Below are 13252 nucleotides of genomic sequence, written 5' to 3'. Positions count from 1 at the left end.
CTGCAGCAGCTTGTGCTTGAGCTTCCAGGCGGTGTTGTAGCTGACTCCGAGCTCCCGGGACAGCTGCAGCGCTGAGATACCGCTCTTGCGCTGGGTCAGCAAATAGATGGCCAGAAACCAGGTGGTCAACGGCAGGTGCGTGGCATGGAAGATGGTACCGGCAGTCAGCGAGGTCTGATGATGGCAGCGATGGCACTGGTAGAGCCCCCGCGACAGCCGGCAGCCCGTGGTGTTGCCACAGTCGGGGCACACGAACCCCTTGGGCCAGCGATGCTGGAAGAGGGCTGCCTGGCATTGCGCTTCCGTGCCGTACTGCTCGAGAAACGCCGGCAACGACAGGCCGGGCTGGAACTGGATAGGATTGCGTGCCATGACGTCACCTCCTCTACTGGACATAACATCAGTATAGGAAAGACTGACGCGGTGGTGGCTGATCAACATGAGTAATCAGGTTTCGTTATGATTGAGCGTCTTATAATGCTTGGTGCCCGGCCTGCAGTGGATAGCGGGCTTTTGGGCACGCTACCGCCAGCCCGGGCCCATGGCGTTCACCGCGGCCCCAGGGCACTCAGGCAGTCCAGCAGCCGAATCAGGTGGTGCCTTTCCAGCAGGCTCTCTACCTCGGGCCGCAGCATCAGCGGTCGTAGCCGGCGGCTACGCGCACTCTCCATCAAGCCTACTTCGGATAGCATGCGAAAGGCCACCTGACCCATCTTTCGTCTAGAGGAGGCGGTCCAGCCATTAATAGCCGGATCGCGGTAGGCGCGGTCGGCGAGAAAGTCATCCCACTGGTACGGCTCAAGGCGCTCGGCCTGGGTCACCAAGGCATCGACCACCACTGTCTCCAGGAACTCCACCAGCAGCAGGTTGCGGGCCAGCGCCGCGCAGAAGGCTACCTGAGTGGCCAGCTGGTCATCGCCATCATGCAGCACCTGCCAGAACGGCGCAGGAAGCCGCACAAGGCGTTTGCGGATTGCCTGGGCCATGCGTCTGGCTGTCGCTGGCCGTGCCTTCTGGAGACGGTTCTCGTCGAGGATGGCCGCCTTCCATGCCGCGTCATCGACGCCGGTCAGCAGCAGCTCCGCCACGATGCGGCTCTCGCGCACCATGAGCGAGCCGCCGATGAGGTCGGAATTGTAGTGAAATGAAGGTGGGGCTGCCGTCATTGGGAGGCAGCTCGTGTGGCTATCGAAAAATTAGTTATAGCTATCATCGGTGAGGCTTAGGGATAGGTTGATTTAGAAGGTCCTCGTTTAAGCCGTGAGCATCAGCATTGTAAGCCCAACGGGCGAATTGGTCGATCAGGGTTCGCTGTGCGCACTCAAGCTCTGCCACGCGCTGCGTTAAGCGTGCGATCCTATCATTCGCCCTATCGATATCAGAAAACTGGCGTACCACTTGGGAAGGAGCTTTTAGTTCTTCTTTCCGCAAGCGCATTGCAGCTTTTATATTATCACGCGTCAAGAGTGTTTTACGAGTAGTTTTAATGCGCAACTCATTCTCACAGGCAAGAACAACCAACTCCCAGGTAAGCTTACTTCCTCTCCAAGTTTTTATAATATCTTCAATACGAAAAACATCCGCATCAGAAAGTCTTGCCATGCTCAATCCCCCAGCCCCAAAATCCTCTCCAACTCAGCCAGCCTATCATCATCTTTATTTTTTGGTAAAATTCCAGATTTCGATTCACCTAGCTCTCCTCTAATCGACAAAGCATTGCACCCTGCCGTCCAACTGTTATCAACACCTTTTACAAGTGCGCCATCTTCTATGGTAGGATCTTCCAATACCTTAATCAACTGCTCACAGCGTTCTAATTTCTCTATAGTTGTTTCAAGCCAGGTATTAGCACCGTAAGTTTCTTCACGAGCTTCTTTTTTAAAAGACACAAGACTTCTACGCAAATAGCCTCTCTCATCTTTAAGATTCAATAGCTTCACATCATCTCCCTTCACACATATATGCTCACCGCAAGTTAGGCAGTTATTAAACTTTGCGCAAGGCTCTTGTGCATAATCGTGGACACAGACACCAAACTCAGTACGATGGACAATCCGATTTTCAAAACCACCGACATCCTTCATTCGGACAGGAACATTTGTTTTTATTGACGCGAGGATATTGCTATCCACAACTTGAGGCAAAAAGACTTCAAGCTTATCAGCCATCTCTTCTGGTGAGACATGATTGTAAACCCAATTTTGACTCTCGTGTAATCGCCAAGACCAACGCGCTATTAACTCTTGAGAAAGACCACCTCGTTGAGCGACTGTATTTAGTAGGTGACGAAAAGCATGGGTATTAACCTTTACCCCAGAGTAACCATACCTTTCAAATATTGATTGAGTCTTCTTTTGGGTTCCTGTCAGCTGAGTGCTTAGCCGGTGCTTGCACATCCCTGTAATCCCAAAGGGCTTTTCTGACTTACCTTTATTTACTGAAAATGTGCCACTCCTGAAACAAAATAGAGCATCTTTCCATTTGACAACCTTCTTACTATCTGTATGTGGAAAATGCTTGGGAAGATATTTCTCCCTAACTAACAAATTAAGCTTTCTCAAAGTCACTTCAAAAGCATCATTAAACTCATACCCAGAAAGCCTTCCTTTAATATAAACTCTCGACACATCATCTTCATTAAAACCAGAAAGAATATCTTCAGCCACTTCACGTGCCAGACCTGAACTTGCTTTGCTAGTACATATTTTTTTTATAAAAACCTTAAATACATTTCTTGGAGAATGATTCTTGGTTGAAAGCATCAAGCATTTACAAACCTCCTCCATAGTCAAGGGCGCGTCGAGGTGTTTTTTTGGGACGCCTAGATGATGTGGGAAATCATCAGGATTCTCTTCCAGCCACCTAGCATACTCACGTGCTTCATTCGTAATATCAACTATTCGACCCACTGCTTCCTTACAGATTTCGGCCATACTGTCTGGGATGATTTTTCGGTTTGCCCCAAATCCCTTTTGAGAGTACCATAACATGTATAGTTGGCTACGCCCTTGCTCATCACGGTCGGTCACAAAGCAATCTTTCTTAATGTAAGACAGCTCGCCCACTCGTGAAGGCTGAGAAAGCAATATCGCCACAGCAGAAGTTACCATAATATCCAAACTGGATTCTGGGTTACTGCTAAAAATATCTCCAAGTGCCGCTATCGATTCGAAGCTAGGAAGTTTTTTTTCCGCATTTTCTGCGCTCTTCCTAAGGGTCATTTTAGGTTCCTTTACCTGTGGATCCCAGATAAAAGGTTTAGCCACCATTCCACTTTCAATAAGCTTATCACATATCCGCTTAAGTTGAAGAGAAGTACTATAGGCAGTGCTCTCAGAATTATATTCCTGTGAAATTAAAGTAGCCCTATCGAATATTGCCGCTGTAACGGAAATGATATCAGCCTCTTTATTAATATCTAAAAGTGCCTTCTCTAGGCAGCGAAGGGCATTGAGGCGATAATTGTCTTCACTAAGATTAACGACTCTCTCTTCAAACAACATAGCTTTGACATAGTCAATCATCCCAGAATCAAGACTCTCATTTCTTTTTCCGAGCTTAGAACATCGAGTATTATTTATCCCCCAGCGACTCCAGCTTATCGCCCCCCACTGAACAGGATCAGATGGTTTATCATAAAGATGTATCTGAGATTTTGCCCAATTAACAAACTCATTCAGAGACGCCCGAGCTGCCAACCCTGACCTTGGCACGAAAGGTAAAACATTATTCATCATGTTCACCTTCAGCGTTCTGCTTTAAAGCATTTATACTATGAATAACCTGCATTACTGCGAGAATAGGTCGATCAAAACTAATTGCCACTTCACTTTCCTCACCAGCAACATCAATTGCTCTTTGTTGCCTTAGCATAAGGCGGTTAAGTACTTCTTCATGAGGTGCATCGAGCCAAGGCTGAAACTTTGAGCAGGTATAACATGCGACGGGGGCGTCAAGGTGGCAACCTCCTGATGCACCACATGTAGCAATGGCAGATGACTCAGTGCGAATAGTCTTGTTAGTTAGTGATCCATTAACTGCATCCGCCGCACCAGCAACCAGCCTCCCCTGGAACGCGTTAACAATTAATGATAGTTCATTTTTCATTTTATCATCAATTCTCTTGCCCATTGCAGCGGATACTTTTATATACCTTGAGACACTTCTAACCCCTTTATGGTCAAGCACAAAGGCTATTGTATGCCTTCCAGCATCCATACGACTTAGCTCTGTACCTATTGTATATCGAAAGCGATGCGCTCCTAAATGTATTTTCTCGCCAGTACGCTCAGAGACAGGAAACGCCTGATCGTCTTCGAGCCCACGAAGCAGTGCCTTCATGGAACCATCATGCTTGTGAAACTTTATTTGAGGCTCTATTTCAAGAAGACTTAAGTCAGGATCATCTTTTATTATAGTTTTTACGAACTTCGTCCCTTTAGCCCTAAACAATGCCACATTCGGAATAGCCTTTTTCCAATCAACATGCAACCGCTCACGCTGCAAGGCTTTTAGCGTAATCTCTTTATAGCTTACAAGTATAATGTAAAGATCCTTTGATATGTCAAATGTTTTAAAGCTGTTACGATAACCAAAACCTTTATTTTTTGCACGTGGCATTTTCAGAAAATAGCCACGCTCATCTTCTATAATATCTCCAAAAACTAGCTGTTGGACCTGGCGAATACGCACTCCGGTAGTAATCAGAATCCGAATATACACAAACTGCTCGATAGTTATTCGACCGTATGCAAATGCATCGTTTGCCCAGTCAAAAATCGACCGTCTCTCTAATGGGGTTAAAGGTCCTTTCTCTGGATTCATGCTCTCTACAGGGCACTGACCAACATTATTTCTTGGCTTTATTGCATATAGGTAATCAACAACAGCCTCACTTGGTTTAACCTCCAACAAATAATCTTCCCGCCAACGTTTTAAAAAAGACCTCAACACCGCAAACTCAGACTTACTAAGAATATTACGAACTGCGATAATATTTGACTCATCCAGGACATCAAGACTCGAATTACCGCACTTGGAAAGAACATATGCAAGATGCTTTAACGTTCTGGCTGAATATTCCATTGCATAATAAGATAATGCCGCTATAAGCCATGGCCGAACTTTATCAATTACAGCACATTTGGCACTTGCAACATTAGCTGCCTGTGCAGTAGGGTCAGGTCGCCAATAATCATCAGACGGAGTAAAACGCCCTCCACTCTTTGCAGTCATTTCAGACATCAACCACGCATCAATATTGTTTTTACTTGGGGATGAAAGAATCACAGTAGTCACTCAAAAATCAAAAGGGAAGTTCACTCAAAAGCTTTTCATTTAAAATCTTCATTGCTTCACTAGCTTCTTCTTGGTAAAATTTTTGCCCATAACGCCCAGGCATTCTCGAAGTATCTACCCACCCATACCGAAAATTGCAAACACGATTAAAAATACTTTCTCTTTCCTCAGGTGGAAGATCTTTTGTTTCTTCTTTAAGGATTTTCATAGTTCGATAAACATCGTGATGTCTAAGTGTGTGTGGTGTTACAGACATAAGAATAGGGAAGTTTTTTTTTGCCACATTAAACACAGCATCGACTGACTTTATGGAAAGGGGAGCACCTTCATTCCTACCATGCGACAAGAACAAATAAGGATGACTTTTAGCCCTTTTAGATTTTCGGTAGCACTCAATATATTCATTTATTAATGACATAAGATATTCAGGTGCTGGAAGCTTCCTCTCATTAGTTTTAATATTAGGCTCTTCGGCACGGGGATCGTCTGGGTCATTCGGCCTATGGACAATAGAAATACGATTGTCGCGGTAATTAACATCTGCAAGCTTTATTCCCAACATCTCGCTTCGGCGAACACCTAAGCTATAAAGGATAATTACAATCAAGTAATTTCTAAATCTAACGGCTAATGATTTTGGCCATGGGTTTTGCTCTGACCTCGGATGTAAATAATTAAGCAAAACTCTCTCTTGCTCTGATGTTAACCCCTTGGGCTCCATCGGCCTTCTTTTCCAAGAAGGTTTAGACTGTACAATACTGAGATTAATTCGCTTCACTAGCCATTCAATTTGATCAAAGCGGTCATCTGGATGGCCCAATGCTTCGTAAAGGAAGCAAAGATAGTTTCTAGCTGTTGCCAACCTTGACTCAGATTGAAATGCACTTACTTGTTGATAGGCTGAACGGTGTAATCTGACACCACCATGCTTTTTATCAAGAACGTCTTTTTTCCAATGCACTTGGCTAGAAAATTCAGCCAACTCAGCTTCACTAAGATATACAGATTCCGGTCTTTTTTTAAGTCGCTCTTCTATATTGATGCCTTTGTAGCTTAGCCATTCTAAGAAAATGATTAAGTCGCTGAAAAATCGTTGCTGAGTATTAGGTGACCTAACTCGCATTTTTTTTAGAATGTAGAGACAAGGCCAATAAACTGGCACAGAGTCTTGAAGTAAGAGCTTGACTCTGGTCTCATCATTTAGCTTGAATTCCTTGATTGAGAATGTCATGAGAGGTCCAAGAAGGTGACAAATTTTAGACTAGCACTTTTGTAGATATGTGCAATTTTTTTCGGTACAATTTTCTAGCATCCATAAAAATATTTTTCCTTTTACAAACAGAATGTTAGAGGTGAATACTTTGGCAAAAGGTAACAAAACAGGCGCAACAGGATCTTACGTCTACACCATGAACCGGGTGGGCAAGGTCGTGCCCCCCAAGAAGCAAATCCTCAAGGACATCTCGCTCTCCTTCTTCCCCGGCGCCAAGATCGGCGTGCTGGGCCTCAACGGCGCGGGCAAGTCGACCCTGCTGCGCATCATGGCCGGCGTCGACACCGAGTACGAGGGCGAGGCGCGTCCGATGCCGGGCATCAACGTCGGCTACCTGCCCCAGGAGCCGGCGCTCGACGACGACAAGAACGTCCGCGAGACCGTGGAAGAGGCCCTGGGCGAGATCAAGGAGGCGCAGGAGAAGCTCGACGCCGTCTACGCCGCCTATGCCGAGCCGGACGCCGACTTCGATGCCCTGGCCGCCGAGCAGGCGCGCCTGGAGAACATCATCGAGGCCTCCGACGCCCATAACCTGGATCGCAAGCTGGAAGTGGCCGCCGAGGCCCTGCGCCTGCCGCCCTGGGAGGCCCGCGTCGGTCACCTCTCCGGCGGCGAGCGGCGCCGCGTGGCGCTGTGCCGCCTGCTGCTCTCGAGCCCCGACATGCTGCTGCTCGACGAGCCCACCAACCACCTGGACGCCGAGTCCGTGGCCTGGCTGGAGCGCTTCCTTCACGACTACAGCGGCACCGTGGTGGCCATCACCCACGACCGCTACTTCCTCGACAACGTGGCCGGCTGGATCCTCGAGCTCGACCGCGGCCAGGGCATCCCCTTCGAGGGCAACTACTCGGGCTGGCTGGAGGCCAAGGAGAAGCGTCTCGAGCAGGAGGCCAAGCAGGAGGCCTCGAAGAACAAGGCCATCAAGCACGAGCTGGAGTGGGTGCGCAGCAACGCCAAGGGCCGCCAGGCCAAGAGCAAGGCGCGCCTCAATCGCTTCGAGGAGATGCAGTCCGGCGACTTCCAGAAGCGCAACGAGACCAACGAGATCTACATTCCGCCCGGCCCGCGCCTGGGCGACAAGGTCATCGAGTTCCATGACGTCGCCAAGGCCTTCGACGACAAGCTGCTCTACGAGGACCTGACCTTCACCGTGCCCAAGGGGGCCATCGTCGGCATCGTCGGTAGCAACGGCGCGGGCAAGTCGACGCTGTTCAAGCTGATCACCGGCCAGGAGCAGCCCGACCGCGGCGAGGTGGTGGTCGGCGAGACCGTCGACATCGCCTATGTCGAGCAGCTGCGCGACGCCCTCGACGACAAGCAGACGGTCTGGGAGGCGGTCTCCGACGGCCAGGACATCCTCAACATCAACGGCTACGAGGTCTCCTCGCGGGCCTATGTGGGGCGCTTCAACTTCAAGGGCAACGACCAGCAGAAGCGCCTGAGCGAGCTCTCCGGCGGCGAGCGCGGTCGCCTGCAGCTGGCCCAGACCCTCAAGCAGGGCGCCAACGTGCTGCTGCTCGACGAGCCCTCCAACGACCTGGACATCGAGACCCTGCGCGCGCTGGAGGAGGCCCTGCTGGCCTTCCCCGGTTGTGCCCTGGTGATCTCCCACGACCGCTGGTTCCTCGACCGCATCGCCACCCACATCCTGGCCTTCGAGGGCGACTCCCACGTGGAGTTCTTCGAGGGCAACTACACCGAGTACGAGGCGGACCACAGGAAGCGCGTGGGCGACGACACCCCGCACCGCATGAAGTACAAGCGCATCGATGCCTGACCGGCCTCGCCGGAGCGGGACGCCGTAAGCGACAAGCGGGAAGTAATGCACAGACCCCACTGACCTCGCGGTCGTGGGGTTTCTTATGGCTTACAGGTGCTGGCTGATTGCTCCAGGGTATAGGGCAGGGTTGCCCCGAACGCCGAGACGCGCCATAAGGGGGACTCCTGCCGCGAGGAGTCATCCATGAGCGTCCTGCTGTCCTGGCCCATCCACCTGCTCAAGGCCTTCCGGCAGAGCATCGCCTACCTGCCCTCCCTGCTGGCGTTGGCCTACGCCCTGCTGAGCCTCGTCGCCCTGCTGCTGCCGATCTCCGACGACCGGCTGCCGGCCCTGCTCACGATGCTGGGCCTGGAGGCGCCGGAGGAGACCCGCGCGCTGCTCGCCGCGCTGCTCGGCGGCATGATCTCGCTGATGGTCTTCAGCTTCTCCATGGTCATGTCGGTGCTCTCGCAGGCCGGCGGGCAGTTCTCCCACAAGCTGGTGTTCGGCCTGATCTCGGAGCGCCCCCACCAGTGGGTGCTGGGCCACTACCTGGGCACCATCCTCTTCATCCTGATGCTGCTGATGGTCCCGGACGTCGCCGAGGGCCAGGCGACCTGGCGCTCGCTGGCGATCTACCTGGCATGTGCCATGGTGATCCACTGCCTGGCGCTGTTCGTCTACTTCATCCACAACGCCTCGCAGTCGATCCAGATCGATGCCGTGGCCGCCGACCTGCACCAGTCCACCCGCGCCTCCCTGGCGGCCCTGCAGTCCCGCCAGCAGGGCAAGGAGTGGCGCATCCTGGCGGTTGCGCCGTCATCCGGCCATCGCCACCACCCCGTGCATGCCCGCCGCGCCGGCTACCTGCAGAATGCCGACCTCACCGCCCTGGCCGAGCTGGCACGCCGGGTCGACGGTGTCGTGCACCTTCACTTCCGCTTCGGGGACTACGTGGTGGAGGGGCTGCCGATCCTCTCGCTGGAGGCCGCGGCGGCTCCCGAGGCGAGCTGGTGCGACGAGGTCCGGGCCACCCTGACCTACGTGGAGGGAGAGTCGATCACCGAGCATCATGTGTTCGGCATGACGCAGCTGATGGAGGTCGCCCTGAAGGCGCTCTCGCCGGGCATCAACGACCCGGGGACCGCCCGCCTCTGCCTGCACCGCCTGACCGACCTGCTGCGCCGGCGCCTCGAGTGGCGGCCCTGCGATGCGCTCTTCGACCAGGACGGGACCTGCCGGGTGACCTGGCAGGTGGAGGATTTCGAGAGCCTGCTCTACCGGCTCTTCCAGCCCATCCTGCGCTGCGGCAGCGACGACCTGAGCATCGGCCTCGGGGTACTCAAGGCCCTGAAGACCCTCTCGCTGTTCGCCGAGCAGAAGGATCTCGAGACCCTCCAGGCCCATGCTGACCGGGTGGTGGAGACGCTCGCTCACACGGCGGACCATCCGCTGGACCGGCGCTTCGTCTCGGCGCGCCTGGACGACGGCATCCATCGGCTCGACCTGCCGACGAGCCTGCCCGGCCGGCAGGATGGCTGATCGCCTCCAGCCAGCGTCAGTAGAGCTTCGGCTCGCCCGGCGGGCGCGTCTTGAAGCGCCGGTGCAGCCAGAGGTACTGCTCCGGGTGACGACGGATCGCCGACTCGATCACCGCGTTGATGCGGGTGGCATCGGCCACCTCGTCGCCGCTGGGGAAGTTCTCCAGCGGTGGCAGGTACTCCAGGGTATAGGTGCGGTCGTCGGGGTTGCGGTGGAAGATCAGCGGGATCACCGGGGCGCCGGTCATCCGCGCGATGCGCGAGGTCATCTTGACCGTGGCCGCCGGAATACCGAAGAAGGGGGCGAAAACGCTGGCATCGCGGCCGAAGTCCTGGTCCGGGGAGTACCAGACGCCGTGGCCGGCCTTGATGCGACGCACCACGCCGCGCAGGTCGTGACGGTCGAGGACCACATCGAAGTAGGGGGCCCGGGCGCGACTCATGAAGAGGTCGAAGAGCGGGTTGTCATGGGGGCGCTGCACGGCGTCGGCGCGAAAGTAGAGCGCATGCAGTGCCCCCCCCAGGTCCAGGGTCGAGAAGTGAATGCCGAGGATCAGCGCTCCCCTCCCCCCGGCCTGCAACCGGGCCCGGTGCTGCTGCCCCAGGAAGATGACGCGGTGACGCAGGTGCTCCGGATCGCGGCACCAGCCGGTGGCGGTCTCCATGATGCCGATGCCGTTGGCAATAAAGGTCTCCCTGACCAGCCGTCGCTGCTGGTCAGCGTCGAGCTCGGGGAAGCAAAGCCGCAGGTTGGTCTCGGTGATATGGCGCCGGCGCTTCGCAAAGCGCCAGGCGGCCAGGCCGATCACGCGGCCCACCCACAGCTTCAGCCGCCAGGGCAGCCAGGCCACCACATGCATGGCGCCGATGGCCAGCCAGGTGGGCCAGTAGCGCGGATGGGCGAAGGAGCTCTGGGGGGTGTCGTCCCTGGACATGCGGCTTCCCGTGCTGCGGTGGTCAGTGCGCGCCATGATAGCGCCTGGGCACCCTCGGCAGCACCCCGGTGAGCAGGGTGTAGCTGATGGTGTCGCAATGGCGGGCCACCTCGTCCACCGACAGCAGCGCACCGTTCGCGGCACGTCCCCAGAGCACCACCTCGCTGCCGATGTCGGCCTCGGGAAGGTCGGTGAGGTCCACCGTCAGCATGTCCATGGAGACCTTGCCGGCGATGGTCGTGCGCTGACCGTCGACCAGCACCGGGGTACCGTCGACCGCGTGCCGGTCATAACCGTCGCCGTAGCCGCAGGCGACCACGCCGATCCGCGAGGGGCGTGGCGCCTTCCAGCGCCCGGCATAGCCCACCGGCTCGCCCGCAGCGAGCTCACGCACGGCGATGATCGCGGAGCGCAGGGTCATCACCGGCGCCAGCCGACGGCTCGCCTCGTTGGAGGCCTCCAGCGGGTCGCTGCCGTAGAGCATCACCCCCGGGCGGTTCCAGGCGCCGTGCGCCTCGGGCCAGGCCAGGGTGGCGGGCGAGTTGGCGAGACAGGTGGGCGCCTCGAGCCGGGCCGCCAGGTCGTCGAGCAGCTCGAGCTGGCGCCGGAAGTAGCCGGACTCCAGAGCATCGGCGGTGGCGAAGTGGCTCATCAGGTGCAGGTCGCAGGCGCGGTCGGGCGCCGCCGCGAGACGCGCCCAGACCGCCTCGGCCCGTTCCGGTGGGAAGCCCAGCCGGTGCATGCCCGAGTCCACCTTGACCCACACCGGGATGGGGCGCGCGGGCCGATAGGCGAGCAGCGCCTCCAGCTGCCAGTCGGTGTGTACCGCGATCCACAGCCCCAGCGCCTCGACCCGCTCGAGCTCGGCGGCCTCGAAGATGCCCTCGAGCAGCACGATGGGCGCCGTGATGCCCCCCTCGCGCAGGGTCTGCGCCTCCTCGAGGCAGGCTACGGCAAAGGCCGGCGCCAGCCCCTCGAGCGCCCGGGCACAGGCCACGGCACCATGGCCGTAGGCATCCGCCTTGATCACGGCGACGGCGCGGCTGTGGGGGGCCTGGTCACGGGCCAGGCGATAGTTGTGACGCAGGGCGTCGAGGTCGATATCGGCGATCAGCGGCCGGGCCATGGTCGGGGTCCTGGAGCGTCGATGGAGAACGCCACGATTATCCCCCAAAGGCCAGCCGATTTCACGGCATCACCAACTGGCAAGAGTGCCTGAGACAGGATAAACGCCAGATAAAGGGGCGTATTGACGGGGCGATCATCTGCCCGTCATGAGACAACGACGCGACTGTGCCGGAGGGGCCTCCGGCACGCGACATCATTCGAAGATGGCATCCAGCGAGAGGCCCTGCTTGTCGAGCATGCGGCGCAGCTTCTTCAGCGCCTCCACCTGGATCTGGCGGACCCGTTCGCGCGTCAGCCCGATCTCCTCGCCGACCTGCTCGAGGGTCGCGGCCTCGTGGCCGCGCAGGCCGAAGCGGCGCACCACCACCTCCATCTGCTTCTCGGTGAGCTCGGCCAGCCACTCGTCGACATGCTGGCGCACGTCGCCGTCCACCAGGGTGGATTCCGGGCCCTGGTCGTTGTCGTCGGCCAGGGTCTCGATCAGCGGCTTGTCGCTCTCGCTGCCCATCGGGTAGTCGACGGAAGAGACCCGCTCGTTGAGGCCCATCATCTTCTTGACCGTCTCCACCGGCTTGTCGAGGTAGTCGGCGACCTCCTCGGCGGTGGCCTCGTGGTCCAGCTTCTGGGTCAGCTCGCGGGCCGCCCGCAGGTAGATGTTGAGTTCCTTGACCACGTGGATCGGCAGCCGGATGGTGCGGGTCTGGTTCATCAGCGCCCGCTCGATGGTCTGGCGGATCCACCAGGTGGCGTAGGTGGAGAAGCGGAAGCCGCGCTCGGGGTCGAACTTCTCCACCGCGCGGATCAGCCCCAGGTTGCCCTCCTCGATCAGGTCGAGCAGGGTGAGGCCACGGTTGAGATAGCGCCGGGCGATCTTCACCACCAGGCGCAGGTTCGACTCGATCATCCGCGAGCGGCCGAGCGGATCCCCCTTGCGCGCCAGTCGGCCGAAGTATACCTCTTCCTCCGGCGTCAGCAGCGGCGAGAAGCCAATCTCGTTGAGATAGATCTGGGTGGCGTCGAGGCTGTGACGGTGATGGCGATCCTCGCGACTCAGCGCCTTCTCGAAGGCCTCCTCGTCGCCGACCACCGCCTCCTCGTCCTCGATCTCCTCACGCTCCAGCTCATCCTCCGCCTCGACGGCGTCCTCGTCCGCCTCGCCGGCGGAGGCCAGATTCACATCCTGAAGGTCCCGTTCAAGCATGCTCATCGATTGCTACCCCATGGTTGCGACCGGGCGTCGTGGGTCCAGGGCCGGACGATCGACGCGCGAAGTTATTATTGTGCGGCACCCCGTCATGGATCCGATGCGCGCCGACCG

At 56.4% G+C, this 13252-nt stretch carries 11 protein-coding genes; 2 read left to right on the top strand and 9 right to left on the bottom strand.

Features of this window, described 5'->3' with window-relative positions; genetic code table 11:
• The 6 genes from SCI24_RS07125 to SCI24_RS07100 form a co-directional block, all read right to left on the bottom strand.
• Positions 1-372: IS1595 family transposase (locus SCI24_RS07125; protein ID WP_318724725.1), on the bottom strand; the 372-nt coding region annotated here is incomplete at its 3' end.
• Positions 373-548: 176 nt separating this feature from the next.
• Positions 549-1166, bottom strand: coding sequence for a DUF1819 family protein (locus SCI24_RS07120; RefSeq protein WP_318724724.1), 618 nt, complete (start codon positions 1164-1166; stop codon positions 549-551).
• Positions 1167-1209: 43 nt separating this feature from the next.
• A complete protein-coding gene (locus SCI24_RS07115) occupies positions 1210-1602 on the bottom strand; it encodes a hypothetical protein (protein WP_318724723.1) in 393 nt (130 codons plus the stop codon).
• 2 nt (positions 1603-1604) lie between these two features.
• Positions 1605-3743 (bottom strand): hypothetical protein, encoded by a 2139-nt coding sequence (locus SCI24_RS07110; protein ID WP_318724722.1) that lies wholly within the window; start codon positions 3741-3743, stop codon positions 1605-1607.
• Entirely contained in the window at positions 3727-5298 is a 1572-nt protein-coding gene (locus SCI24_RS07105) for a hypothetical protein (RefSeq protein WP_318724721.1), read from the bottom strand. The genes SCI24_RS07110 and SCI24_RS07105 overlap by 17 nt, the downstream gene beginning before the upstream one ends.
• A 7-nt stretch (positions 5299-5305) precedes the next feature.
• A complete protein-coding gene (locus SCI24_RS07100; RefSeq protein ID WP_318724720.1) occupies positions 5306-6529 on the bottom strand; it encodes a site-specific integrase in 1224 nt (407 codons plus the stop codon).
• Positions 6530-6641: 112 nt separating this feature from the next.
• Between SCI24_RS07100 and ettA the strand changes: the two genes are divergently transcribed.
• Together ettA and SCI24_RS07090 are read left to right on the top strand one after the other, a co-directional pair.
• A complete protein-coding gene (gene ettA / locus SCI24_RS07095; protein WP_318724719.1) occupies positions 6642-8348 on the top strand; it encodes an energy-dependent translational throttle protein EttA in 1707 nt (568 codons plus the stop codon).
• Between the two features lie 186 nt (positions 8349-8534).
• Positions 8535-9872: a DUF2254 domain-containing protein gene (locus tag SCI24_RS07090; RefSeq protein ID WP_318724718.1), complete on the top strand. Its 1338-nt coding sequence runs from the start codon at positions 8535-8537 to the stop codon at positions 9870-9872.
• Positions 9873-9888: 16 nt separating this feature from the next.
• On the opposite strand, the gene lpxL is transcribed toward SCI24_RS07090, so the two are convergent.
• The 3 genes from lpxL to rpoS form a co-directional block, all read right to left on the bottom strand.
• On the bottom strand, positions 9889-10806 hold the full coding sequence (gene lpxL, locus SCI24_RS07085; RefSeq protein ID WP_318724717.1) for an LpxL/LpxP family Kdo(2)-lipid IV(A) lauroyl/palmitoleoyl acyltransferase: 918 nt from the start codon (positions 10804-10806) through the stop codon (positions 9889-9891).
• A gap of 22 nt (positions 10807-10828) precedes the next feature.
• On the bottom strand, positions 10829-11932 hold the full coding sequence (gene alr, locus SCI24_RS07080; protein ID WP_318724716.1) for an alanine racemase: 1104 nt from the start codon (positions 11930-11932) through the stop codon (positions 10829-10831).
• Positions 11933-12127: 195 nt separating this feature from the next.
• Positions 12128-13141: an RNA polymerase sigma factor RpoS gene (gene rpoS, locus SCI24_RS07075; RefSeq protein ID WP_318724715.1), complete on the bottom strand. Its 1014-nt coding sequence runs from the start codon at positions 13139-13141 to the stop codon at positions 12128-12130.
• Positions 13142-13252 lie beyond the last annotated feature (111 nt).

Source organism: Halomonas sp. (genome assembly GCF_033549285.1).
Classification (GTDB): domain Bacteria; phylum Pseudomonadota; class Gammaproteobacteria; order Pseudomonadales; family Halomonadaceae; genus Halomonas.
The sequence above is the reverse complement of the archived record's forward strand: the minus strand, read 5'-3'. Positions and strand labels throughout refer to the sequence as shown.

Coding starts and splice junctions, on each gene's coding strand:
- ettA (WP_318724719.1), top strand. CDS start 6,642: ATGTTAGAGGTGAATACTTTGGCAAAAGGTAACAAAACAGGCGCAACA.
- lpxL (WP_318724717.1), bottom strand. CDS start 10,806: ATGTCCAGGGACGACACCCCCCAGAGCTCCTTCGCCCATCCGCGCTAC.
- alr (WP_318724716.1), bottom strand. CDS start 11,932: ATGGCCCGGCCGCTGATCGCCGATATCGACCTCGACGCCCTGCGTCAC.
- SCI24_RS07115 (WP_318724723.1), bottom strand. CDS start 1,602: ATGGCAAGACTTTCTGATGCGGATGTTTTTCGTATTGAAGATATTATA.
- SCI24_RS07090 (WP_318724718.1), top strand. CDS start 8,535: ATGAGCGTCCTGCTGTCCTGGCCCATCCACCTGCTCAAGGCCTTCCGG.
- rpoS (WP_318724715.1), bottom strand. CDS start 13,141: ATGAGCATGCTTGAACGGGACCTTCAGGATGTGAATCTGGCCTCCGCC.
- SCI24_RS07100 (WP_318724720.1), bottom strand. CDS start 6,529: ATGACATTCTCAATCAAGGAATTCAAGCTAAATGATGAGACCAGAGTC.
- SCI24_RS07120 (WP_318724724.1), bottom strand. CDS start 1,166: ATGACGGCAGCCCCACCTTCATTTCACTACAATTCCGACCTCATCGGC.